Source organism: Brachybacterium sp. (assembly GCF_036379615.1).
GTDB lineage: Bacteria > Actinomycetota > Actinomycetes > Actinomycetales > Dermabacteraceae > Brachybacterium.
The window spans coordinates 74,738-96,965 of sequence record NZ_DASVGJ010000015.1 but is presented as its reverse complement, the minus strand read 5'-3'; the positions used below and the strand labels follow the sequence as shown (position 1 = coordinate 96,965).

Annotated in this window: 23 protein-coding genes; 14 read left to right on the top strand and 9 right to left on the bottom strand. The window is 67.2% G+C overall.

The annotated features are described in order from the left end of the window. Nucleotides 1–280: 280 nt before the first annotated feature. On the bottom strand, nucleotides 281–1,561 hold the full coding sequence (locus tag VF289_RS03505) for an ROK family transcriptional regulator (RefSeq protein WP_330881124.1): 1,281 nt from the start codon (nucleotides 1,559–1,561) through the stop codon (nucleotides 281–283). Between the two features lie 83 nt (nucleotides 1,562–1,644). On the opposite strand from VF289_RS03505, the gene VF289_RS03500 reads away from it, so the two are divergent. The 5 genes from VF289_RS03500 (at nucleotide 1,645) to VF289_RS03480 (ending at nucleotide 7,316) form a co-directional block, all read left to right on the top strand. Then, nucleotides 1,645–2,892: an ABC transporter substrate-binding protein gene (locus VF289_RS03500; protein WP_330881123.1), complete on the top strand. Its 1,248-nt coding sequence runs from the start codon at nucleotides 1,645–1,647 to the stop codon at nucleotides 2,890–2,892. A 5-nt stretch (nucleotides 2,893–2,897) separates the two neighbouring features. Then, complete coding sequence (locus tag VF289_RS03495) at nucleotides 2,898–3,800, top strand: sugar ABC transporter permease (RefSeq protein ID WP_330881121.1); 903 nt, start codon at nucleotides 2,898–2,900, stop codon at nucleotides 3,798–3,800. Further along, nucleotides 3,800–4,693, top strand: coding sequence for a carbohydrate ABC transporter permease (locus VF289_RS03490; RefSeq protein WP_330881119.1), 894 nt, complete (start codon nucleotides 3,800–3,802; stop codon nucleotides 4,691–4,693). The genes VF289_RS03495 and VF289_RS03490 overlap by 1 nt, the downstream gene beginning before the upstream one ends. Before the next feature lie 2 nt (nucleotides 4,694–4,695). Continuing rightward, on the top strand, nucleotides 4,696–6,012 hold the full coding sequence (locus VF289_RS03485) for a sulfatase-like hydrolase/transferase (RefSeq protein ID WP_330881118.1): 1,317 nt from the start codon (nucleotides 4,696–4,698) through the stop codon (nucleotides 6,010–6,012). Between the two features lie 278 nt (nucleotides 6,013–6,290). Continuing rightward, nucleotides 6,291–7,316: a hypothetical protein gene (locus VF289_RS03480; protein WP_330881117.1), complete on the top strand. Its 1,026-nt coding sequence runs from the start codon at nucleotides 6,291–6,293 to the stop codon at nucleotides 7,314–7,316. A gap of 13 nt (nucleotides 7,317–7,329) precedes the next feature. On the opposite strand, the gene VF289_RS19575 is transcribed toward VF289_RS03480, so the two are convergent. Continuing rightward, nucleotides 7,330–7,671: a GMC oxidoreductase gene (locus VF289_RS19575; protein ID WP_414644434.1), complete on the bottom strand. Its 342-nt coding sequence runs from the start codon at nucleotides 7,669–7,671 to the stop codon at nucleotides 7,330–7,332. Between the two features lie 120 nt (nucleotides 7,672–7,791). After that, nucleotides 7,792–8,754 carry a helix-turn-helix transcriptional regulator gene (locus VF289_RS03475; RefSeq protein WP_330881113.1) on the bottom strand — a complete coding sequence of 321 codons (963 nt, stop codon included), beginning with the start codon at nucleotides 8,752–8,754 and terminating at the stop codon, nucleotides 7,792–7,794. Nucleotides 8,755–8,934: 180 nt separating this feature from the next. Here VF289_RS03475 and VF289_RS03470 point away from each other — a divergent pair, with 180 nt between their 5' ends. From VF289_RS03470 to VF289_RS03460, 3 genes are all read left to right on the top strand, one after another. Next, nucleotides 8,935–10,029, top strand: a complete 1,095-nt coding sequence (locus VF289_RS03470) for an SDR family oxidoreductase (RefSeq protein ID WP_330881111.1) — start codon at nucleotides 8,935–8,937, stop codon at nucleotides 10,027–10,029. 168 nt (nucleotides 10,030–10,197) lie between these two features. Further along, nucleotides 10,198–10,452 carry a hypothetical protein gene (locus VF289_RS03465; RefSeq protein WP_330881109.1) on the top strand — a complete coding sequence of 85 codons (255 nt, stop codon included), beginning with the start codon at nucleotides 10,198–10,200 and terminating at the stop codon, nucleotides 10,450–10,452. Between the two features lie 163 nt (nucleotides 10,453–10,615). After that, on the top strand, nucleotides 10,616–11,041 hold the full coding sequence (locus tag VF289_RS03460) for a hypothetical protein (protein ID WP_330881107.1): 426 nt from the start codon (nucleotides 10,616–10,618) through the stop codon (nucleotides 11,039–11,041). 302 nt (nucleotides 11,042–11,343) lie between these two features. On the opposite strand, the gene VF289_RS03455 is transcribed toward VF289_RS03460, so the two are convergent. Together VF289_RS03455 and VF289_RS03450 are read right to left on the bottom strand one after the other, a co-directional pair. Continuing rightward, nucleotides 11,344–13,083: a DNA/RNA helicase domain-containing protein gene (locus VF289_RS03455; RefSeq protein WP_330881105.1), complete on the bottom strand. Its 1,740-nt coding sequence runs from the start codon at nucleotides 13,081–13,083 to the stop codon at nucleotides 11,344–11,346. Further along, nucleotides 13,070–13,390 carry a nucleotide pyrophosphohydrolase gene (locus VF289_RS03450; RefSeq protein ID WP_330881103.1) on the bottom strand — a complete coding sequence of 107 codons (321 nt, stop codon included), beginning with the start codon at nucleotides 13,388–13,390 and terminating at the stop codon, nucleotides 13,070–13,072. Before VF289_RS03450 ends, VF289_RS03455 begins: the two co-directional genes overlap by 14 nt. Nucleotides 13,391–13,719: 329 nt before the next feature. Between VF289_RS03450 and VF289_RS03445 the strand changes: the two genes are divergently transcribed. Further along, entirely contained in the window at nucleotides 13,720–14,148 is a 429-nt protein-coding gene (locus VF289_RS03445) for a GNAT family N-acetyltransferase (protein WP_330881101.1), read from the top strand. 456 nt (nucleotides 14,149–14,604) lie between these two features. Here the strand turns inward: VF289_RS03445 and VF289_RS03440 are convergent, their stop codons facing one another. Beyond that, nucleotides 14,605–14,766: a hypothetical protein gene (locus VF289_RS03440; RefSeq protein ID WP_330881099.1), complete on the bottom strand. Its 162-nt coding sequence runs from the start codon at nucleotides 14,764–14,766 to the stop codon at nucleotides 14,605–14,607. A 120-nt stretch (nucleotides 14,767–14,886) separates the two neighbouring features. Between VF289_RS03440 and VF289_RS03435 the strand changes: the two genes are divergently transcribed. Then, nucleotides 14,887–15,549, top strand: a complete 663-nt coding sequence (locus tag VF289_RS03435; protein WP_330881097.1) for a type II CAAX prenyl endopeptidase Rce1 family protein — start codon at nucleotides 14,887–14,889, stop codon at nucleotides 15,547–15,549. A gap of 309 nt (nucleotides 15,550–15,858) precedes the next feature. Here the strand turns inward: VF289_RS03435 and VF289_RS03430 are convergent, their stop codons facing one another. After that, the gene (locus VF289_RS03430) at nucleotides 15,859–16,554 is read right to left on the bottom strand and encodes a FadR/GntR family transcriptional regulator (RefSeq protein ID WP_330881095.1); all 696 of its coding nucleotides are present in this window, start codon (nucleotides 16,552–16,554) and stop codon (nucleotides 15,859–15,861) included. Nucleotides 16,555–16,707: 153 nt separating this feature from the next. Here VF289_RS03430 and VF289_RS03425 point away from each other — a divergent pair, with 153 nt between their 5' ends. Genes VF289_RS03425 through VF289_RS03410 form a run of 4 tightly spaced genes read left to right on the top strand, consistent with a single transcriptional unit; the run spans nucleotide 16,708 to nucleotide 21,030 of the window. Then, the gene (locus VF289_RS03425; protein WP_330881093.1) at nucleotides 16,708–17,928 is read left to right on the top strand and encodes an aminotransferase class V-fold PLP-dependent enzyme; all 1,221 of its coding nucleotides are present in this window, start codon (nucleotides 16,708–16,710) and stop codon (nucleotides 17,926–17,928) included. Further along, a complete protein-coding gene (locus VF289_RS03420; protein WP_330881091.1) occupies nucleotides 17,925–19,238 on the top strand; it encodes a sugar ABC transporter substrate-binding protein in 1,314 nt (437 codons plus the stop codon). The genes VF289_RS03425 and VF289_RS03420 overlap by 4 nt, the downstream gene beginning before the upstream one ends. 2 nt (nucleotides 19,239–19,240) lie before the next feature. After that, nucleotides 19,241–20,197, top strand: coding sequence for a sugar ABC transporter permease (locus VF289_RS03415; RefSeq protein ID WP_330881090.1), 957 nt, complete (start codon nucleotides 19,241–19,243; stop codon nucleotides 20,195–20,197). After that, nucleotides 20,194–21,030: a carbohydrate ABC transporter permease gene (locus VF289_RS03410; protein ID WP_330881089.1), complete on the top strand. Its 837-nt coding sequence runs from the start codon at nucleotides 20,194–20,196 to the stop codon at nucleotides 21,028–21,030. Before VF289_RS03415 ends, VF289_RS03410 begins: the two co-directional genes overlap by 4 nt. 41 nt (nucleotides 21,031–21,071) lie before the next feature. On the opposite strand, the gene VF289_RS03405 is transcribed toward VF289_RS03410, so the two are convergent. Both VF289_RS03405 and VF289_RS03400 read right to left on the bottom strand, forming a co-directional pair. Continuing rightward, on the bottom strand, nucleotides 21,072–21,398 hold the full coding sequence (locus VF289_RS03405) for a nuclear transport factor 2 family protein (protein ID WP_330881087.1): 327 nt from the start codon (nucleotides 21,396–21,398) through the stop codon (nucleotides 21,072–21,074). 23 nt (nucleotides 21,399–21,421) lie between these two features. Next, nucleotides 21,422–22,177, bottom strand: coding sequence for an SDR family oxidoreductase (locus tag VF289_RS03400; protein WP_330881085.1), 756 nt, complete (start codon nucleotides 22,175–22,177; stop codon nucleotides 21,422–21,424). Nucleotides 22,178–22,228: the final 51 nt, after the last annotated feature.

Genomic DNA, 22,228 nt, shown 5'->3' with positions numbered 1-22,228 from the left:
CTCACCCAGCAGCTCGCCTCCGCGTCGAGCCGCGTGGTCGCGCAGCTGAGCGACTATGCCGGCAACACAGTGGAGACCGTGCTGCGCGAAGGGAGCTGAGGCCAGGGCTCCGGTGCGGGCGGCGCAGCGCGGGCCTGCGCTGCGCCGCCCGCCGGGCATGCCGAGATGATTGCTGGGCGTCCCCGAGGGGGACGTCCTCCCCTCTCGAAGTGCCATTGTGGCCCGTTTCTTCACATCGCGCTCGGCGTCCATATCGCCATGACCGCAACACCTCGGGTTGTCACCGAAGGTACAACTGTGCCGGGGCATCGAACATCGTCTCCGACATGGCGAGGGAAGCTGCCCCGACCGCCCCGACGTGGCCTCCGATGGCCGTCCCGCGCACGTCGACCTCATGGTCGCTCCGTGCGACGTACTGCTCGTTGACCAGCGCGGGCGCGATGCGCAGGCACGCGGATGCGAAGGCCGGCCATTGCGGGCCGCCGAAGACGATGCTGTCCAGGTCGAGGAGGTTCGCGAGCTGCATGCCGACGCGCGCGAATCCGCGGGCGGCGTTCTCCAGGATCTCCGCGGCGACGGAATCGCTGTCGTGCTCCGCGTATTGGGAGAGCGAGACCAAGGCGGTCTCGACGGCGCGTGCATCCTGCGTGTCGATGCCGACGGGGAGTGCCCCGCGCTCTATGGCGATCTCGACGATGCGGGCGGGGAGGGATGCGACGCTCACGCAGCCGCGGCCACCGCACGGGCAGGGCTCGCCGTCGGGATCTGCCGTGAGGTGCCCGATATTTCCCAGATGAGAGAGACGCCCGGCCGCGCGCCCGGAGCCGCGCAGCACCGTGCCGTCCAGGACTAGGCCGGCCGAGACTCCGCTCCCGAGATAGATGAACGCGAGGTTCTCCGAGTCACGAGGGGCCTTCCAGATCTCCCCGATGGCCGCTGCGGTGCTGTCCTTCTCGACCACGACGTTCACCGAGAGCCGCTGCTCGAGCTCGTCGCGCAGTCGCACGTTCCCCCAGCCGGGCAACAAGGGAGGGCCGACTACTGAGCCGTGCTCGATATCGAGAGGTCCGGGTGTCGCGACGCCGATGGCCGTGATTCGCTCCACCGAGACACCGGACTCCTCGAGCAGAATGCCGGTCTGCTCCGTGATCAGGTCGAGGACGTGCGAGGGGCCCGGCGCCGCTGGGGTCGGGACGGTCAGGCTGTGGACGCTGTCCCCGGCAAGGTCCAGCAGCACGAAACTGAGCCTGGCCGGGTCGATGTGCAGGCCGATCGAGTAGCGCCCGGTAGGGGAGACCTCGTAGACGATGCGGGGCGCCCCCATCCCGGACCGGACCCGGCCAGATTCGCGGATCAGGCCAGACGCCGCGAGGCGATGGCAGATGTTGGACAGCGTCTGCATCGTCAGCCCGGTTCGGCGCACCAGATCGCTGCGGCTCGTGCCCGGGAATCTCCGGATCAGATCGAGGACCAGGACCTGGTTGTAGCCAGCGACGCGGGGCAGGTTCGTCCCGCGGCGATCCGGCCTCTCCGTGGTCGAGTCGTGGGACGGCGATGTCATGGCCGAATGCTACGACGCCCATTGACTTAGTCAAATTGATCATGTCTACTGACGCCCCTGCGGCTCAAGGAGGAGACCTGGTGATGAGACGACGAACGATGCTGGCAGCAGGACTGATGGCTGCCCCTCTGGCGAGCTGTGCCAGCCGCGCCGAGGGAGAACGGGTGTTTCGACAGTTCGACCCCGCAGACCAGGCCTCAGGTCTGGCCGACGCGATCACTATCTGGAACGCGGACCACCCCGACTACCGCGTCTCGATGGAGACGCTCTCCCCGAACAACCCACAGCAGTTTGCCCGCGAGGCCAACTCCGGCTCCGGCCCCGACATTGCACAGCTCGCCTTCACGGATGTCTCCTTCATGGCAGAGCCCCGCATCCTCACCCCGCTCGCCGGTCTCGTGGCGTCTGCGCCGTCAGATGCGGACGACGACCTCCTCGCAACGGACATGACGACCTACGACGGGTCGATGTGGGCGGTCCCGTGGACTGCGGACACGATGGCGCTCGTCTACAGGCCGGACGTGCTCGAGCAGTTCGGCGCCACCGAGACGCCGCAGGACTGGGAGGAGCTTGCCGATGTCGCCTCGCAGATCACCCAGGACTCCGGCGGTGACGTCAGCGGATTCGTGTTCCCCGCCGGTGCGCAGTTCTCCAGCGCCCAGTGGTTCCCGATCAACTACTACCTCTGGGCGCACGGCTCGCAGCTGATCCGGGTCGACGGGGAGAGGTGGGCGGTGGATGTCAGCGAGCAGGAGCTCGTGGAGGCGATGGAGTACTTCGACGGCTTCTTCACCGCTGGGATCACCCCGACCGCCATGCAGGCGATCACCGACTATGGGGACCCCAGCATCGTCGGGGCGCTCGATGAGGGCAGCTGCGCGATGACCTTCATGCCCCCGGCGGCGTTCCGTGCAGCACGAGAGACCGTCGATGGCGAGCTCATGACGGCCCCGATGCCCTGCGGACTCCAGGACGGCGCGACGCACCTGGGTGGGCGTGCGCTCGGAATCAACGCGAACTGCAAAGAACCCGAGGCGGCCTGGGAGTTCGTGAAGTTCCTGCGCAGTCCGGAGACTTTCGAGAACTACCCGCAGTACCCAGCCTCCGCCACGACTCTGGAGCAGGTCGACGTCGATCCCGCGGAGCAGGGTTTCATCGACCAGCTACCCCACTCCGAGTCTTTCGCGCGATACGCCGACGCGCCGATCACGATCGGCTCGCTCCAGGAGCTCGTCAATCAGCAATTCTCTGCCGTCTACTCCGGGCAGTCAGAGCCCGTCGTCGCGGCGCAGAAGATCATCAGCACCTTGACCAGTGGACTGGAGGAGTGAGCGACATGGGTGGCACGCGACTCCGTGCATTGCAGCCGTACCTGCTCAGCGCCCCAGCGCTGCTCGTCGTCGGACTTCTGTTCTTGATCCCCTCGATATACAACGTGGTCCTCGCCTTCCAGAGCCTGTCGCCGTACCAATCGCCGGGCGACGCCGAGGCAGTCGGCGTCGAGAACTTCACCGACCTCTGGAGCAGCGGCGACCTCCCGAACGCCGCTGTCAACACCGTCTTCTGGCTCACTGCGATGACCGTCGTGCTGCGGATCGCGCTGGGCCTCGCTCTCGCGCTCGCGCTGGAGTCCCCGGTCCTGCGGCGGTGGAAGCTGCGCGGAGTCTCGCGCACCATCATTCTCATCCCCTGGATGGTTCCCCAGGTCGTGGCGATCGCTGCGTGGCGATGGATCCTCGACGGCAATTCCGGAGTCCTCAACCAGACTCTTACCGGCCTGGGAATCATCGACGGCGGAATCCCCTTCCTGGCCCAGACCAGCACGGTGTGGTGGTCGATCATCGCGATCATCGTGTGGCGCGAACTGCCGTTCGTGGTGATGGTGCTCGTCGCCGGGCTGCAGTCGATCCCCGCGGAGCAGTACGAGGCTGCCGAGGTGGATGGTGCTGGCAGGTGGGCCTCGTGGCGGAGCGTCACGGTGCCGAACCTCAGGCCGGTGCTGACCCTCGTGGTCCTGGTGACCGTGATCCAGACCTTCAACAACTTCGTGTACGTCTGGCTGACCACCGGCGGCGGGCCGGGCAACTACACAGCAGTGCTCGCCACCGAGCTGTACAGCGCAGCGTTCTTCGACAACGAGCTCGGCGCTGGCGCAGCGATCGGTCTGCTCATGACAGTGATCATGGCGATCTTTGCCGTGGTGTACATGCGCGTGACCTCGACAAAGGAGAAGGCGTGATGGCCGCGACTCAACAGCTCGAACGTGCCACGGTGGGAGTGGGGCCACGCCGCCTTTCCCGGGAGAGCAGGCGTCCGAAAGATCTGCTGTTCCTGATCCCCTTCGCACTCGTCCTGATCGTGATCGTCTTCCCCGTGATCTGGATGCTGTACAGCTCGCTGCGCCCGGTTCAGGAGATCTCTCAGGGGATCAGCTGGCAGAGCGCGTTCTCCGGATTGAGCCTGGACTCGTACACCCGGCTCTTCGACGAGACGAACTTCGGCCGCTACCTGCCCAACAGCATCTTCGTATGCGTGGTCGGCTCGATGATCACCGTGGCGATCTCAGTTCTCGCGGGCTTCGCTCTTTCCCGATTCTCCTTCCGGGCGAAGCCGGTGGTGATGATCGCGCTGGTCGCTACCCAGCTGCTGCCGTTCGTCGTGCTGATCACCCCGGTGTACCTCTTCTTCGCGGAACTCCGCCTCCTCAATTCCTTCGGTGGGCTGATCATCGTGTACGTCGCGATCACCACACCGCTCGCCACCTTGCTCATGACCGGATTCCTCAATGCCGTGCCGAGAACGCTGGATGAGGCGGCACGGATCGACGGAGCCTCCACGCTCACCGTCATCTCCCGCGTGATCACCCCCTTGGTGTGGCCAGGCATCGTCACGGTCGGCATCACCGCCTTCATCGCGATGTGGGACGAGTTCCTTTTCGCGCAGATCTTCCTCACCAGCGAATCCCTCAAGACCGTGCAGGTCGGCATCGCCGGCCTCTTCGGCGAGTACGGCACCGACTGGGGCGTCGTCATGGCTGCCTCGGTGCTCGCCGCCCTGCCGACGATCCTGCTGTTCTCCCTCCTGCAGCGCCGGCTCGTGGCCGGCATGACCGCCGGAGCCGTGAAGGAGTGACCATGAACGACCCCCGCCGCCCGAATGTCGTGATCCTCTACGCCGACGACCTCGGATGGGGTGACCTGGGCTGCTTCGGTGCCGACGACATCCCTACCCCGCACCTCGACTCCCTGTGCCGCGACGGGGTCAAGCTCTCGCAGTGGTACTCCAACTCGCCCGTGTGCTCGCCCTCTCGGGCGTCGCTGATGACAGGGAAGTACCCCGCGCGGGCTGGCGTCGAATCGATCCTCGGAGGCACCCGGCACACCCCGGGTCTGCCCCCGCAGCCCACCCTCGCCTCGCATCTGCGCGATCGCGGCTACCGCACCGGGCTGTTCGGCAAGTGGCACCTCGGGGCCGACGCCGACTACGCCCCGAGCCACTACGGGTTCGATGAGACCTTCGGATTCCGCGCCGGCTGCGTGGACTACTACTCCCACATCTTCTACTGGGGCGCTCATAATCCCGTACACGACCTCTGGGCGGACGACGATGAGGTCTGGCTGAACGGCGAGTACCTCACCACTGTCATCGGAGAGCGCGCTGCCGACTTCATCGCCCGCTCCGCGCCGAACGGGCCCTTCTTCTGTTACGTCCCGTTCAACGCCCCGCACTACCCGATGCACGCACCCGCCGAGCACATGGACCGCGTCGCCGATCTTCCGGACGGACGGCGCGAAACTGCCGCGATGATCGCGGCCCTGGACGACGCCGTCGGCGAGGTTCTCCGCGCGCTCGACGAGAGCGGTACCCGGGACGACACCCTCGTGCTCATGTCCTCGGATAACGGACCCTCCCGCGAGAGCCGGAACTGGCTCGACGGTGAGGAGATCTCCTACGACGGCGGCTCGGCAGGCGGACTCCGCGGTTCCAAGGGTTCCGTGTTCGATGGTGGGATTCGCGTCCCCGGCATTCTCTCCTGGCCCGCCGAACTCCCCTGCGGCACTGAGCTCGATCAAGCAGGGATGATGATGGATGTGCTCCCGACGGTCCTGCACGCCGTCGACGGCGCCGCACCGGAGATGCTCGACGTCGACGGGATCTCGCTGCTGGATGCGTTGATCAATGTGGGCGACCTGGCGGAGAGACCTCTCGTCTGGACCTACGAGGGCCAGTACGCGGTGCGACGTGGTCGCCACAAGCTCGTGGTGGATGGCCGCGAAGGCATGGACCCGCCGGCCACCGTGGACCGAGCTCTGTACGACCTCGAGGCGGACCCCGAGGAGAGCATCGACCTCTCGACCGAGGCTCCGAATGTCCTCCTCGCGCTGGAACAGGACCTCGCGGAGTATCGCGCGGGCGCGGCGACGTGGGTGCTCAAGACCGAATCGGTCTGATGGGTGCACCTACTCTCGTCGAGCGAGTTCGGAACCCCGTGACAGAGTGGGCAAGCCGCCCGCCGCGCGGTGCGCCTGCGCCCCGAGATCGATGCCCGGAATGTTCCGCGAAGTGGCCTCGAGGGGTGCGACGAACTCTTCGTAGGGACGTCTGTACAGATGCTCCGGGCGGTGGCATGGTCGGGGCCGCGCAGTCCGGGCACGGCCTGCCCGGCTTTCGTGCACACGAGTCCACGATGCGATGACGGCGGCGTGAATCGATCAGTAGGCTGGCGGCCATGAGCGATGCACCCTCCATGTGCGGCCGAGCCCGCAGGCAACTTCACCGCAAGGCACTCACTGTCGGCATCGTCATGCTGGTGATCGTCGTCGTTCTCAGCGCCCTCCCCCTGATCTTCGCGAGAACGGGAAACGGTGCGCTCGGCGGACTGGTGGCCGTGCTGCTCTTCACCAGTTGGCTGTGGATCATCGGACTGGTCCTCGTGATCGTGGGGGCCCTCGGCGAGCTCAAGGCACGCCGGATCAACCGTGAGGACTGGGCGACGGCGACCGCGCTCGCGGCGCACGCCGATCAGCTTCTCGCCCAGCCGCGAGCCAGCGCGTACTCCTCCGGTGCTGTGATCGAGCGTGATCCACGGCGTGTGCTCGAGGTGGAGCGCCACTTCGACGAGAAGACCGCCGGCGAGGCGCGAGGCACGCTGATGCACCAGTTCAGCATGTTCGGACAGTCCTTCGGAGTCGGGTACGCCGCCGGGAACCGCACCTCCGTCGGCGCGTCCGTGCACGCCGGAGCGATCCGCGGGATGTCCGATGTGCATCTCTCGCTGGATTCCACGACCCGGCACGACCTGATGGGCGATGCACTGTTCGCCCTGTTCGAGACCGTGGGCCAGGACGGCTCTGCCGACACACTCCGCGTCACCGCGCTGTCCAACGGTGCCGTCCACGAATGGATCCACGCCCTCGTGTCCCAGACGGCCCAGCGGTTCGGGATGGACACCCACTCCGGCGTGACGATCCAGGGATATGCGGGGCGTCTCGCCTCCCATTTCGGCCCGGCCGACGTCTCCTACCTCTCGGACCGGCTCCATCTCGCTCTCGCCCAGGACAAGCGCGGCGAACAGGCCCCGCAGATCCAGGTGGACGGGGTGGCCTCCGGGCGAGGTGCGGTCGTCGCGACGAGTGCGCGGGTCGGCGGCTCCGATGACCTGAGGATCTTCCCCACGGCGTTCCCGGCGATGTGGGGACAGAGCGTGGGCGGAGCCCTCGCTGCGGCCGTCCCGCCCAAGGAGATCGCAGCCTGACCTGCGCGTCCGATCACCGACGGTCATGGCCGGGGAGGGCTTCGACAGGCTCGCCTTGACGAGCCGGAACCGGTTCGTCGGCGGTTCGGGGCAGGCCCGCGTGATCACCGAGGCCGGGGGCGTGCTCGTGCCCCCACACCCGACCACCCGGATCCACCACCGAGCTGCGCGGGTCGGTGCCCATCCGGCAGGTCCCGGCCTGATGCTGGCCGGCGCTGGGCGGTGATCCCGGGCCGATCGGGCTCATCGGTCGCACCGTCGCGGCGCCGGCCTCGCGCAGCCAGTCGGCCGCTCTCGCGGTGAGCATCTCGCGACCGCGCAGGTCCTCCGGATGCAGGCTCCCCGAGAGGTGCACCCGTGAGCGTCCCAGACGGTCACGGGCGACCGCTTCGAGACGGGCGAGGTGCTCGCCGTACGGCGCTCGGGTTCACCGGGAGATCCGAACTCCGTGACCCGGATGACGACCGCGACGTCGTCATCCTCTCCACGCTGCAGATCGACCAGACCCCTCTGCTCCACGTCGACCGTTGCCGAGCGGGTGATCCACCTGTTCGACGCCGGAGACAGACGTGTGGCCCGCTGGCTTCTCGTGGGCAAGGGTGTTCAGCAGGGCGAGGGCGTCGGCGGAGGGTTCGTCCGCGGGCGTGTACACCTCCAGCCGATGATCAGGGGTGTCGGCTTGGAGCCAGACCTGGAAGTTGACGGTCACTGCGCCCACCTGCGGATGCCGGAGCTGTTTCGTGCCCCCGGTGCATGCCTTGACATGGCCGGTGGCCCAGAGCGCAGCGAAGTCGGCGTCTTTCATGCAGAGTTCACCGACAAGCTCGGCCAAGCGGGTGTCGTCCGGGTATTTGCCGCTGATGAGCCGGAGGTACGCGACGTAGGTGCGTGCTTCGGCTTCCCAGTCCAGGTAGGAGCGTCGCACCTGCGGGTCCAGGAACAGCAGCCGGGGGAGCGAGGGTCGGGTGCTGGGGTTGCTGGTGTCGAACGGCAGATGCGGGGCCAGCAGTGCATGCCCGGTCGGGGTCCACGCGAGGGCGTCGTTGCGTCGGCCCAGGAGCACTGCTGGTCGGGTGGCGAGAGATTCGAGCATCGCCAGCGACAGTGGGTGGGGGCGCTCGGGACGGGTCCGCGGCGGGGCCTTCATCGGCGACGGCTTGGCCAGATCGAGCAGATGCTCGGTCTCGGTCGTCGACAGGCGCAGGGCACGCGCGATCGCAAGGAGCACTTCGTCGGAAGCGTGGTGTGCGTGGCCCTGCTCGAGGCGGACGTAGTAGGCGACGGAGACCCCGGCGAGCTGAGCGACCTCTTCACGGCGCAGGCCGGGTACTCGGCGTCGTCTGCCCCAGTCCGCGATGCCGGCTTCGGCCGGCGTCAGCGCATCGCGGCGAGACTTCAAGAACTCGCCGAGACTGCCTGACTGCGGTGCGCTGCTCACGCCTCCAGGGTACGCAGGCCAGCTCTCCTGAGCGTATCCCTGCCAGTGGTACGACCACCGGTCGCACGAGCACCGGGTATCTGGCTGGGGCGGTCAGCGAGGTCGAGACTGACTCTCAGCCTCGCCGGCCATCGGCCCGCGCGAGTTCCCCGAATACGTCATCGTTCCGCAGGAGGACATATGGACAGCTCTCGCTCGACCGCGCTCATCGTCGGTGTGAACGGCATCGTCGGTTCCGAGCTCGCCCGTCAGCTGGCGACCCGACGCGAGTGGGACGTCTACGGACTCTCCCGCTCTGCGCACGAGCTCCCCACGGGAGTGCGCCCGATCGTGGCCGATCTGCAGGACGCCCAGAGCGTCATGCAGGCGGTGAAGGACGTCCGCCCCACGCACGTGTTCCTCACCGTGTGGGCACGGCAGGAGAACGAGGCTGAGAACATCCGTGTGAACGGAGCGATGATGCGCAACCTCTTCGATGCGCTCTCCCCAGCCGGCTCGGTGCAGCATGCCGCGCTGATGACAGGGCTGAAGCATTACATGGGCCCGTTCGAGGCCTACGGAACCGGCGAGATGCGCGAGACGCCGTTCCGGGAGGAGTCCGAGCGGCTGGACACTCCGAACTTCTACTACGCCCAGGAGGACGAGGTCTTCGCCGCCGCCGAGCGCGATGGTTTCACCTGGAGCGTTCACCGCGCTCACACCGTCACCGGTCATGCGGTCGGCAATGCGATGAACTTCGCTCTCACTCTCGCGGTCCACGCAGCGATCGCCCGAGAGACCGGCACCCCACTCGTGTTCCCCGGCACGGAGCTCGTGTGGAACTGCCTGACTGATTTCTCCGACTCCCGCGTCGTCGCCGATCAGATGATCTGGGCCTCGACCACTCCGGGCATCGGTGACCAGGCATGGAATGTCACCAATGGCGAGGTCTTCCGCTGGCGGTGGCTGTGGCCGCGCCTGGCTGACGCGCTCGGCGTCGAGTGGGAGGCCCCCACCTCCGAGCCCCGTCCTCTGGCCGAGCAGATGGTCGGCAAGGAGCAGCTGTGGGAAGAGATCGCGAGCAGGTACGGGCTTATCGAATCCCGGCTCGAGCGGGTGGCCTCGTTCTGGCACACCGACAGCGACCTCGGGGTCGAGGTCGAGGTCCTCGCCGACATGACCAAGAGCCGACTGGCCGGTTTCGACACCTACATCAGCACCGAACGCGCATTCCTCGAACTGTTCGACCGCTATGAGGCGGACGGTCTCGTCCCCCCGCGGCCGCGCCAGAGCTGAGCGGTTCAGTGCCACAGCGCAGCTGACGAGCGAATCGCCTTGGCCTGGTGGCGGCTCTGATCCCACGGAGGAGGGGAGGAGCATGCAGCATGGCAGCACCGCGGACGTACTCATCGCGCTCGGGGTACGCGTTCCCGCTGGGGCGCCGCCGCCGGACTCACCGAGACGATGCCCGTCTTCCTCTCGACGCCGCACGCCGAGCATCCTCCGCGGTGGGTGACGTTCACCGGTGGGGAGGTCCACTCGGCCACCGGGCTCGAATCGGAGGAGTACATGGCGGAGTCGAGCAACCACGAGGTCCTGTCCGTCAGCACCTTCTGCGACCGATTCCCCTTCGTGGGCGAGTTCCTGCGTGGTGCGAGGCCGGGGCAGACCGCCTTGTTCGCCGACGACTCAGGGGCGTTCGTGCTGGAAGCGGACTGAGCGGGCCGCGCGTGGTGGACGGCGGGATTGAGGGATGGGGACCGACGTCCGTCACGCCACTCGGTCGCGTGTAGCGGATACTTGCCGATCAGATAGTACTAGGTCTCCCCCTGCTCGATGAGAACGTCATCGGGCGTAGCGTACGCTCAGGCAGAATCAGAGGATGGGGATTCTCAAGGACATGTTGCATGCTCTGGTCGATGGGCTCGGATACGTCATCACGAGCTTGGTCGGTGCGCTGGTTGCGCTGACCTTCTCGACGCAGGACCACATCCCGGAATGGTTCTACGCCATGACGATTGGCATCGCTGTCGTCGGAGCGGTCGTTATCGCGCTTCTGCGACGAGGCTTTCAGAGAACACTCCCGGAGAGTCGAACGCATGGAGAGCTGTTGGACGAGCGGATGGATGCCATCGACCTGCGACTGCGGGAGCTCGAAGAGGAAGTCATCGAGACGGGCAGCGCCGTCCAGAGCGCACAGCTCGAGGTGCTGGCAGAGCTCCGGGCTGTGCGGAAGGAAGTGCAGGACCTGGACACTCCTTGGTGGCGCCGTTTAGGTCTTCGGTCTCGGGTCCGGACGGCGGTTTGAGTTGCCGCGAGCGAGTTGAGCGTACGCCGGAAGAACAGGTGATCTCGGCGGGCAAGGGAAGGTCGCGCATAAGGCCAGCCTCCACCTCAAGGCACCCTACAACCCGACGTTGACGTCTCGTGCGAGTCGGCCAACGCGAGGACAGTTCGAGGCTCATCTACCACGGCCTGTCAGCAACTCGGTCGATCAGATCGATGCGCGGATAGAAGTCTCGCTGACATTCTGGCGCATCAATCCCCACCGCCTGCGCCGCTAGGTCCCCGACTACTCACGTCCGCGAATGCACTCACAATGTCCAGGCATCATGCAGTTCGCTTTCGCCCCCGCAGAGTCAGTTGAACTCGCCGCCGCAACAGGGGGTCGACGATATATAGGTAAGTCCCCCGCATCCCTCGGGTGAGCAACACGCGGTACACATTGACGATATAGCGAAGCAGATCCTCGTCGGACGTCGTCTGCCCGCGCATGGAGTTGTTCGCCTTGCCCTTGGCGTCGAAGTAATTCTTCTTGTCAGCGACGAGCAACCCAGTCTCCGGATCGATGCGCAGGTCGCCGCCGATGATGACGCCCGCGTAATTGAGGTCGTAGCCCTGCACGGTGTGGATAGAACCGACTTCTTCGAGGGACGTCTTCGAGGCGATCCAGTCGACGTCGGAGACGTTCCAATCGAGGGCAACACCGTCGAGCTCGATGTCGTGCAAACCGCTCTTCTTCCTGCTGCGCCACTTCCATGCGTAGCCGGCGACGAGCCGGGCCAATCCGTGCTCCTCGTCGCGCTCGCGGATCCGTTGGTGCATCGCCGCGAGGTCGTTGAACAGTTCGAACTCGTAGTCCTCGAGGTCGGGAACAGCCCGAGGCGGAGTGTCGGAGAGGAGAGCTCGGGCGAACTCGAGGTACGTCTTGCCGCCCTTCACCCGCATCTGTGTGTCGAGCTGGTACAGGCGCTTGTGCGCGCGGGCTTCGTCGATCACGCGCTCGAAGACTTCAGGTTCGATGTCGATCGGTCTCACGCTCTGCGCGGTGTCCAGCAGCAGTATGGTGTGGCGCGAACGCCGACGGATCCAGTCGAGCTGGTTGATCGCCAGATCATCTTCACCGAAGAGCCGAAGCGTCGTCTCCCGGTACCGCTTGGTGAGCGTCCCGTGAGCCTGGGCGCCGCGCTGGGTGAGCCGGTGAGCCTCGTCGACCACGATGACATCGAAGTCCTCTTCGGCGTCTGCGACCTCATAGGGCGTGAGCACCAGTGCATCCCGGAGCGCCGGCACCTTCCGGAAAACCCGGCTGATCGATTTCCGCAGGGACTTCTGGGGGATGACGAGGCCGATTCGGAGCCCGGTGAAGAGCTCACGGTTCCCCTCGACGAAGAGGTCGGAGAACATCGAGTCGCCTTCGACCTCGTCGGTCGGGTCGAAACTAGCGAGATCCCGCATGAGCTTCATGAGGTAGATGCCGACGATGGTTTTTCCCGTGCCTGGATCCCCTTGAATCGCAGCAAGGGTGCGTACCTCTGGGTTGTGCAGGTCCTGGACGAGGCCCTCCATGATGTCGAGCACGGCGACGCCCTGCTCGGTGTTGAGCGCCTTGTAAGGGGAGAGCTTGAAGAGGTCGGAGTTCTCGATCTCGGGGATCGACCGCTCGAAGTAGCCACGGGAGCGGAGCTCCTCGAAGATCTCCTTGAACGTGTCGTTGTACTCGCTGCGCTGGAAGTAGTCCTGGTTAGTGATGCCCTCGTTGCGGTTCAGGACCTCGTACTTCCCGTCACCTCCGAGAAGACGGATCAGGAGGGACTCGAGGTCCAGGCATGCAGAGCCATTGAACCGCTCGTCGAAGACGATCCGGACCTCGCGCAGGTGCTCCTTCTGCTCGGACTTCAGGTGCTGGCGGATGCGGCGATCCGCGCTCCCGGTCTCGCCGACGTAGATGTCGCGGCCGTCCTCGAGGAGGTACACAACCGGCCAGTTCGAGAACCGGGGGAGCCGAGCTCGGGTCTCCTCCACGGACTCCGGCGTGAAGCGGAGCTCCTCGATCTCAAAGGCGGTCATACTTCGTGCTCCGCCCCTTTGCCTTCTCGACGGGATACTTCTGGCCGGTGCGCTCGAGCTTCGCGCGGATGATCTGCTCGGGGTCCAGATTGAGTTTGTCCGCGAGGAGCAGTGCATAGGTCAGGACGTCCGCCAATTCGTCGGCGACTTCGTCGCGATCGACATCGGCGTTCCACTGGTAGCACTCGAGCAGTTCGCCTGCTTCGATCGCAATGGACTTGGCGAGGTTCTCGGGTGAGTGGAACTGACCCCAGTCTCGTTCGGTCATGAAGGCGCGCAGGGTCTCGAGCAGCGGGTTACGGGTCACAGCCTCACCGTAGCAACGTCAAGGCTCGGAGCTAACTGATCGACGCCGATTGACTGGAGAGAAGGAAGCGAGCACGAGGCAACGCCGCTCGTTCGCAGCTGTTGCTCAGAGTGATCCCCAAAGCGACACAAGTGTCGAGTTGGGGTGCCGCCTGCGCATGAGTCACCTATCCGCGCAGCTGCCCCGATCACGTGACACCTACCCGCGCATCAGTCCCCACGGCCGCGCGGCCCGCATTGATGCTTCGTCTCTGCGGACCGCCGCGCGTCAGAAGGCTGCTCCGCAATCGGCCCCGTAGCTGCCCGCTTGGGCTGCGCTAGCGTCGGGGCATGAACGCTGTCACGATTGCCGCCTGCACTGAGACGGACCTACCGAGCGCCACCGAGGTGGAGACGCTCTACGCGTCCGTCGGCTGGAGCGCCTATACGCGGGACCTCGACGCGCTCATGAGCGGTCTGCGCGGTTCTCTCCGTGTGGTTGTCGCCCGCGTTGATCGTTCGCTCGTCGGGCTGGCGAGAGTGATAGGTGACGGCGCCACCATTTGCTATCTCCAAGATGTGCTCGTGAGCCCCGATGCCCGGCGGCTGGGTGTGGGCGGGCGACTTGTGCGTGAAGCCTTCGCTCCGTTCAGCGCCGTGCGCCAACACGTCCTGATCACCGACGAGGAGCGCGAGCAGAAAGCCTTCTACGAGTCGCTGGGCTTCGCGCAGCTCGGCGATGGTGTGCCCGGGCGAGCGTTCGTGCGGTTCGCCAACTGACACCGATCCCAGGGGACCCGACCCCTCGGGTCCATAGTGTCTCCCTGGGGTATACCCCACGGCGCATATGTGTCCCGAAAGTGCCGTCGTGGACCCTGTGTGACGGGGGAGCCTACGGCCCCGTAGCTGTTACGCAGGGTGGTACTCAAGGTGACAGATGTGTCCGGTTGAGGTGTCACCAGCTTGTGCAGCAGTCCCGTTGACCGCGAATGCGGCTGAAGAGGATCTCATTGATGCCTGCGCGCAAACCGCTCTGCGAAGCGCAGCGATCACCGTTTCCCGTGCTGGAGCAAACCCGCCGAGCCGCCACCACCTAGCCAGGTAGGACACCTCGTGTCGGGGCGTTGCCCCATCGGTGAGCCCAACCTCCCAAGGCAGCGGCGGTGACTCTGGGCTGGCTCACTGCCTCGAGCGACGTGTGCGCGGCGAATACCGCACGCACCGATTCGTCCTCGGTCACTCCAGCTCGACCCGGTCGACGGCGTCGCTCCACCAGAAGGCATCCAGCTTGCGGAGATCCCGGGCGCCGGCGACCACCTGGTGTCCGTCCTCCAGCAGTGCGGGGGTCACCCGGCTCCCCACGTACCCCCCTCGGGCTCCGATGACCAGAACGCGCATGCTCTACCTCCGTGGCCGTGCTCCCGTGCCGCGAGCTGTGCTGCAGATGCATACGTGCCGGAGCCCTTGGACAGGATTCGCCGCGCCCCGACGCGGCGAACGGCCTCGTACGCTGGGCGCATGAGTCCCGATCACCCCGCGTCCCGGTTCGGCGCGTGGTGGGTGGCCGGCCTCGCCGTCGTGGTGGCTGCGCCGCTCCTGGCCGCGTCGCTGCGCGCCGAGGGGGAGGGGCCGGGGACCGTCGCCGGATGGGCACTGGGAGTCGCCCTGACCTGGATCGTCGGCGGAGTGCTGATCATGCGCCTGGCACCTTCGGACGTCGTCCGGCGGGGCCCGGGGCGCGCGCCTGTGGTCGCGGTGGCCGCCGTGGGCGTCGGCCTGGCCGCGGCCTCTTTGGCGGGCGGTCTGGTCCTCGCCGGCGTCCCGGCCACTGCCCCGTGGGTGGCCGGTCCCGTCGCTGCAGCGGCCGACGGACGGTGGGGTGTGCTCGCGATCGCGCTCCTGGCGGGCGCGGCCGAAGAGGTGTTCTTCCGCGGCGCGCTGCCTCGGCTGCTCACCGGCCCGGCCCGGTGGGTGCTCCCCACTGCGGTGTACGCCCTTGTCACGTTGTGCACCGGCAGCCCCGCTCTCGCGGCGATGGCGCTCCTGCTGGGACCGGTGGCGATGTGGGCCCGCGAGACCTCGGGCTCTCTCGGCGGGGCGCTCTTCGTCCACGCCCTCTGGACGCTGACCATGGTGGGACTGTTCCCCGTCGTCCTCGACCGTGTCGGCATCGCGGTCTGAGGCGCCCAGCCGCTCGAGCCGAGCGCGTCGATCCGCGGCCTGGGGGCGGCGATCGTCCTCGGGGCGCTGCCGTGTCGTCCGCGTCAGTCCTCGCCTCGAGCTCGGTGGCGGGCACTGCACCGCGCGATCCCGGTGGCCGCGGTGAGATCCTCGCCTGCCGGGTGGAGGGCGCCGCGCTGCGACGGCGGCGACGGCCTTGTCCGTGTCGATGCGGCGACGATGGTCAGGACGCGGTGCGGACGGCGCGGGCCGGGTCGTCGACGATGGCCCAGGATTCGGTGCGGCCGCGATCGGTGAAGCGGCCCCGTCTCAGGGCTCCGGCACGGGCCGCAGGCCCTGGAGCCACCCGCTCGTGGTGCGGATGTGTGCCATCGCCTCGAGCTGGGCCTGCACGGGATCGCCGTCGAGGACGGCCCGGGCGATGCGCTGATGCTCGGCGTCGCTGGTGCGCTTGAGCTCGATCGCCTCGTCGTGCTCGAACACCCGGTAGTGGCGACCGCGCTGGCGCATGGCCTTGAGCAGCGCCGCGATGGCGCCGTTCTCCGCGCCGGTGACGAGCAGGTCGTGGAAGGCGTCGTCGAGAGCGGCTCCGTCGTCCTCCCAGGAGCGGGCGGCGAGCTCCTCGGCGATCGCCGCCAGCTCCGCGCGCTGGTCGGCCGTGAACCGTGCCGCGGCCTGGGCGGCGGCATGCCCCTCGAGGAGCTGTCGGATCTCGAACAGACCCAGGTACTCGTCCAGCGGGATCAGCGGCACGGTCACTGAGAGCCCCGCCATGACGCTCTCGGCCGAGAGATCCGAGACGAAGGTGCCCGCCCCCGTGCGGGAGGTGAGCACTCCGGCGAAGCCGAGCATCTTCTGCGCCTCCCGCAGGGAGCTGCGGGACACGTCGAGCTCGCTGCACAGCTCCTGCTCGCTGGGGAGCCGCTGGCCCGGTGCGATCGCCCCGGAGGAGATCATGCGGCGCAGGCCGTCGAACGCCTTGTCGACCTGGGACGTCCCTGTCATCGATCCTCCCGATCTGTCTGATGGATCTGTGACAGTACGGTAACGGACTCTGCGGTCAGGCGGGTTCGGCGCGCAGCGGGGTGCATGATCTGTCTGACAGATCCGCGGGGGTGGTCACGTTCGAGGACGCACCTCCCAGCACGAAGGGTGAGCATGGACGACAGCGAGCTGAGGACGACGGAGGGACGTCCGGCCCGGGAGCTCTGGGACCTCGACGCCTCCTTCCACCACCTCAACCACGGGTCCTTCGGGGCCGTGCCGCGCGCGGTCCTCACGGTGCAGCAGGAGCGTCGCCGGGAGATGGAGTCCAATCCGGTGCGCTGGTTCAGCACTCTCGCCGAGCGCCTGCCGGGCGTCCGGGACGAGCTGGCCGAGCGCCTTCACGCGCCCGCCGACGACACGGTGCTGGTGGCGAACGCCAGCGCGGGAGCGTCCGTGCTGTTCCGCAACCTCGCCCAGCGCAGGAGCCGCGTCCACGTGGCCGTGACGGACCACGGCTATGGGGCGGTGTCGATGGGCGCCGAACGGCTCGCCCGTGAGACCGGCGGGGACTACCGCGAGATCGCGCTGCCGCTCGAGGCGAGCGATGAGGAGGTTCTCGAGCGCATCGCCGACCACCTGGCGACCCATCAGACAGATCTGCTGGTCCTCGACCAGGTCACCTCGGCGACCGCGCGCCGCATGCCCGCCCGCGAGGCGACGAGAATCGCGCATCGTCACGGCGCTCTCGTCCTCATCGACGGCGCCCACGCCCCCGGCGCGCTCGAGGACCCGGTGATCCGCGAGGCGGATGTGTGGATCGGCAACCTTCACAAGTTCTGGTGCGCCCCGCGCGGCACCGCCGTGCTCGTGCGCAACAACCCCGACCTCGACCTGTACCCGCTGGTGGACTCCTGGGGAGGCCATCTGCCCTTCCCCGACCGCTTCGACCACCAGGGGACCGTCGACGTCACCGCCTGGTTCGCCGCGAGCACCGCCTTCGACCACCTCCAGCGGGAGCTCGGCTGGGACCGGATCCGAGAGCACGCCGCCGCGATGATGCGCCTCGCCGAACGCGAGATCGGACAGGCGCTCGAGGCGGTCGGCGTCCTCGACCCGGTCGCGGACACCGGCCATGCCTTCGCCCCGATGCGCCTGTTCCGTCTGACGGGAGACCGTCGCTGGGACCACGACACGGTCGATGCCCTTCGCGTCCCCTTCATGACCTCGACGCACTGCATCGCGGCCTTCACCGAGTTCCACGGCGTCGGATACCTCCGCCTCTCCGCCGCCCCCTACACCACTGCCGACGACATCGCTGCGATGGCGTCGCAGGGAATCCCCACCCTGGCCGCCATGACCGGCAGCCTCCCCCTGGAAAGGACCGCCTCATGAATCACGGAAAGCACACCGTCGGCCGCCGCACCGTCCTCGCTGGTGCCGCCGCCGGCAGCACTGCACTCGCTCTCGCCGCCTGCGGCGGGGGAGGGGGCTCTTCCGACGGCACGGTCACCCTCCAGATGGTCGAGTCGATCACCAGCTCATCCCGCACGGAGCTGCTGCGCGGGCTCCTCGACCAGTACGAGCAGGAGACCCCGGGCGTCCGCGTCGAGCTGGTCTCGCCTCCCACCGAGCAGGCGGACCAGAAGCTCCAGCAGATGCTCCAGGCGGGGTCCGGTGTCGATGTGCTCGAGGTCCGCGACCTCACCATCGGACCGTTCACCAACAACGGGTGGCTGCACGACATGAGCGAGCAGACCGAGGGCTGGTCGGGGTTCGAGGAGCTCACCGCCCAAGCTCGCGCCTTCGCCACGTCGGTGGACGGCAAGACCTACGCCATCCCCTACGGCTTCTACGGTCTCAGCCTCTACTACCGGCCCGACCTGCTGGAGGAGGCCGGGTTCGATGAGGCCCCGGCGACGTGGGAGGAGCTTGTCGAGCAGGCCGGCGCCATCCAGGACCCGGGAAGCGGCCGCTACGGCTACGCCTTCCGCGGCACCTCCAACGCGATCGGCCAGGCCCTCGCCGCTCTCGAGGCCTACAACGCTGAGGACCTCGACCTCGAGAACGCCTACCGGCTCTCGTCTGGCGAGACCATCTTCTCCTCCGCTGCCTCGCAGGAGGCGCTGGACCTCTACATCGAGCTCTACCGGGAGGGCTCGCCCGAGTCCTCGGTCTCGTGGGGCTACCCCGAGGTGGTCGAGGCCTTCACCAACGGGTCCACCGCCTTCCTCCTCCAGGACCCGGAGGTGATCGCCGCGGTCGAGCAGTCCTCCCTGACCGAGGACCAGTGGGCCGTGGCGCCGCTGGTCACCGGCCCCGGCGGAAAGGCGACCTGGCCGATGGCGACCGCGGGCTGGGGCGTCGCGGAGTCCTCCGAGAACAAGGAGGCCGCGGTCGCACTCGTCCAGTGGCTCTCGGGCGAACCCTCCACCACCTTCGCCAAGGAGAACAGCCTGGTGCCGATCCAGCAGGCCGCCGCCGAGGACGACTTCTTCACGACCGGACCCTGGGCGGCGTACGTCACCATGACCGAGGCGCCCGACACCTATCTCTCCTGCCAGGAGCCACGCGGCGTCGCCTGGTGGACCGAATGGGGCCAGCGCTCCGACTCCGACCTCCAGAAGATTCTCACCGGATCGCTGAGCACCACCGACGCGCTCGCCGGCTGGAACGAGTACTGGACCCAGAAGTCGGAGGGCTGAGAATGGCCTCTCCTGTCAGGGAGCGCCCCGCCGACACCAGACCGTCAGATCCGGCGCCTCCGGCACGGCCCCGGCGCCGTCCCTTCACCGGTCGCAGCGCGCTGCTGATCGGCGCCTTCCTCGCCCCGGCGTTCCTGTTCGTCGCGATCTTCACCTACTACCCGATGATCCGCGGCAGCCAGATGGCCTTCCGCCAGTGGAACCTGTACGACCTCACGACCACGCCGTGGGTCGGTCTGCAGAACTTCGCCGCGATCCTCGGGAACGACAGCTTCCCGCGGATCCTGCTGAACACCGTGCTGTGGGTGATCTGCTCGATCGTCCCGCAGGTGGTCATCGGGTTCACGATCGCCCTCTGGCTGCGCAAGGCCTTCCGCTTCCGCGGTCTCTACCAGGCGTTCATCTTCTACCCGTGGGCCGTCTCGGGGTTCCTCATCGGACTGCTGTTCCGCTGGATGTTCAACGCCGAGTTCGGCGTCATCAACGACCTCCTCACGAAGGTCGGGATTATCGACGCGCCCGTCCCATGGCTGTCGGACCCGAACCTCGCCATGGTCGCAGTGGTGGTGGCCAACATCTGGTACGGGGTCACCTTCTTCGCCATGATGATCCTCGCCGCCCTGCAGTCCGTTCCGGACGAGCTGCTCGAGGCCGCGGCGATCGACGGCGCGGGAAGGGCTCGCACGCTGTTCTCGGTCATGATCCCCGCGATCCGCACGACGCTCGTGCTGACGATCTTGCTGAGGGTGATCTGGATCTTCAACTTCCCCGACGTCATCTGGGCGATGACCGGCGGCGGCCCGGCGGACCAGACCCACATCGCCACGACCTGGATGATCCAGCTGACCCAGCAGGGCAACTACGGAGAGGCGAGCGCCCTCGGGCTGACGATCGTCCTGCTGCTCATGCTGTTCGCCGCGGTCTACCTCTCCCTGCTCTCGAAGGACAACACCCGATGATCCACCGCGACCCGCTCCCGCTGAGGATCGTGCGCGCCGGAGGCCTCTCGCTGTGGCTGCTGGTGACGATCTTCCCGCTGTACTGGATCCTCGTCAGCTCGTTCAAGAACCCGGCCGACATCGCCAGTTATCCTGTGCAGTACCTGCCGCTGCGACCGACCATGGAGAACTACCTCTCCCTGTTCGCCGCGTCGTCCTTCGGCCAGAACATGCTCTCGAGCCTGATGGTCTCCACCACGGCGGCGCTCGTCGCGACGGCGATCGCCACCCTCTCCGCCTACGTCCTCTCCCGGTTCACCTTCCGCGGACGAGGCATCGTGGTGCTCGCCTTCCTCGTCACGCAGATGATCCCGGCGTTCATCGCACTCGGGCCGCTTTACCAGATGATGGTCGCCCTCGACCTCGTGGACAATCGCGGCGGACTGGCGCTCGTCTACGTCGCCGTGTGCATCCCGTTCTCCTCGATCATGCTCAAGGGGTTCTTCGACAACGTCCCCGACGAGCTCGACGAAGCGGCGATGCTCGACGGCTGCAGCCGTCTCGTCGCGCTGGTGCGGATCATCCTCCCGGTCATGCTGCCGGGACTGGCCGCCACCTTCATCTTCAACTTCGTGAACTGCTGGAACGAGCTGTTCCTGTCGGTGACGCTGCTGAACAGCGCCGAGAAGCGCACCATCCCGACCGCGCTGAACGGCTTCATCACGAGCTTCAACGTGGAGTGGGGTCCGCTCTCGGCCGCCGCCGTGCTCACCGTGATCCCCACGATGGTGCTCTTCGGCATCGCCTCGAAGTGGATCGTCGCCGGGCTGACGGCGGGGGCGACCAAGGGCTGAGCCCTCCGGCGCCGTCCCCTTGGGGGAGGGCGCCGGAGGGCTCAGCCCTCGCGGATGGTCATCCTGGCGATCTTCGGCCCCTCGAGGTCGAAGCGGAAGCTCGAAGGGCCGTTGGCGTGGGACGAACGCCAGTCGCCGACCACGATGACGGAGTCGCCGTCGGTCTCGACCTCCGTGACCGAGAAGGTCGGTGCGGAGCCGATGAACTGGACGTCGCTCCAGGCGTGGATCTCGTCGAATCCTGTGAACACCGTGCCCCAGTCGTCCACGACGGGGTTCGTTGTGAACGATGCGGTGAACGCGCTCCGGTCCTGCGTGGTGACGGCCTCGAGGAATGAAGCCACGGGCTCGGGGATCGTGCGGGTCATCGGTCTCTCCTGTCGTCGGGGTCTCAGCGGGTGGTGTAGCCGCCGTTGGCGAAGAGGGTCTGGCCGGTGATCCACCAGCCCTCGGTGGCGAGGAAGCGCACGATCGGGGCGATGTCCTCGATCTGCGTGAGCTGACCGCCCATCGCCTGCGACTTGTGGAATTCGACCCGTTCCGGGGTCTCCTGGCCGTAGAAGAAGGGCGTGTCCATCGGGCCCGGCGCCACCGCCGTCACGGAGATCCTACGGTCCGCGAACTCCTTGGCCGCAGCACGCGTGAAGTGCTCCACCGGTGACTTCCCGCCCGCATAGGTGGAGTAGCCGTCGGTGAAGGCCCCCAGCAGCGCGGTGACGATCGTGATGACCTTGCCGTCGTCGGCCACGTTCTTCCCCGCCTCCTGCAGGAAGAAGTAAGCGGCCTTGGCGTTGACGTCGAACATCTCGTCGTACTCCGACTCGGTGGTCTCGACGATCGGCTTGCGGAGCACCTTGCCCACGGTGTTGACCGCGACGTCGATGGTGCCGATCGCCGAGGTCGCCTCCGTGAACAGTCGGGCGATGTTCGCGGGGTCGGTCAGGTCGCCCTGGATGATCACGCCGTTCCTGCCGGCGTCGCGCACCGCGGCGAGGGTCTCCTCGGCATCGCCCCGGCTCGCATCGGAGTTGTAGTGGATCGCGACGTCCGCTCCGGCCTCGGCGGCCTGGCGGGCGATCAGGCCGCCGAGGTTCTTCGCGCCGCCGGCGATCAGGACGTTCTTGCCCTTGAGGGTCCGGTCCGTCATCTCGATACCTCCATATCGTGGGTATATATCGCTGTAGCTGCGATATGCAGG

Bases quoted from the DNA above. Each gene is read 5' to 3' on its own strand.
- VF289_RS03455 (WP_330881105.1), bottom strand. From the start codon at position 13,083: ATGACCGCCTTTGAGATCGAGGAGCTCCGCTTCACGCCGGAGTCCGTG.
- VF289_RS03485 (WP_330881118.1), top strand. From the start codon at position 4,696: ATGAACGACCCCCGCCGCCCGAATGTCGTGATCCTCTACGCCGACGAC.
- VF289_RS03500 (WP_330881123.1), top strand. From the start codon at position 1,645: ATGAGACGACGAACGATGCTGGCAGCAGGACTGATGGCTGCCCCTCTG.
- VF289_RS03505 (WP_330881124.1), bottom strand. From the start codon at position 1,561: ATGACATCGCCGTCCCACGACTCGACCACGGAGAGGCCGGATCGCCGC.
- VF289_RS03400 (WP_330881085.1), bottom strand. From the start codon at position 22,177: ATGACGGACCGGACCCTCAAGGGCAAGAACGTCCTGATCGCCGGCGGC.
- VF289_RS03440 (WP_330881099.1), bottom strand. From the start codon at position 14,766: ATGCGCGTTCTGGTCATCGGAGCCCGAGGGGGGTACGTGGGGAGCCGG.
- VF289_RS03470 (WP_330881111.1), top strand. From the start codon at position 8,935: ATGGACAGCTCTCGCTCGACCGCGCTCATCGTCGGTGTGAACGGCATC.
- VF289_RS03480 (WP_330881117.1), top strand. From the start codon at position 6,291: ATGAGCGATGCACCCTCCATGTGCGGCCGAGCCCGCAGGCAACTTCAC.
- VF289_RS03460 (WP_330881107.1), top strand. From the start codon at position 10,616: ATGGGGATTCTCAAGGACATGTTGCATGCTCTGGTCGATGGGCTCGGA.
- VF289_RS03445 (WP_330881101.1), top strand. From the start codon at position 13,720: ATGAACGCTGTCACGATTGCCGCCTGCACTGAGACGGACCTACCGAGC.
- VF289_RS03425 (WP_330881093.1), top strand. From the start codon at position 16,708: ATGGACGACAGCGAGCTGAGGACGACGGAGGGACGTCCGGCCCGGGAG.
- VF289_RS03465 (WP_330881109.1), top strand. From the start codon at position 10,198: ATGCCCGTCTTCCTCTCGACGCCGCACGCCGAGCATCCTCCGCGGTGG.
- VF289_RS03490 (WP_330881119.1), top strand. From the start codon at position 3,800: ATGGCCGCGACTCAACAGCTCGAACGTGCCACGGTGGGAGTGGGGCCA.
- VF289_RS03430 (WP_330881095.1), bottom strand. From the start codon at position 16,554: ATGACAGGGACGTCCCAGGTCGACAAGGCGTTCGACGGCCTGCGCCGC.
- VF289_RS03405 (WP_330881087.1), bottom strand. From the start codon at position 21,398: ATGACCCGCACGATCCCCGAGCCCGTGGCTTCATTCCTCGAGGCCGTC.
- VF289_RS03420 (WP_330881091.1), top strand. From the start codon at position 17,925: ATGAATCACGGAAAGCACACCGTCGGCCGCCGCACCGTCCTCGCTGGT.
- VF289_RS03495 (WP_330881121.1), top strand. From the start codon at position 2,898: ATGGGTGGCACGCGACTCCGTGCATTGCAGCCGTACCTGCTCAGCGCC.
- VF289_RS03415 (WP_330881090.1), top strand. From the start codon at position 19,241: ATGGCCTCTCCTGTCAGGGAGCGCCCCGCCGACACCAGACCGTCAGAT.
- VF289_RS03410 (WP_330881089.1), top strand. From the start codon at position 20,194: ATGATCCACCGCGACCCGCTCCCGCTGAGGATCGTGCGCGCCGGAGGC.
- VF289_RS03435 (WP_330881097.1), top strand. From the start codon at position 14,887: ATGAGTCCCGATCACCCCGCGTCCCGGTTCGGCGCGTGGTGGGTGGCC.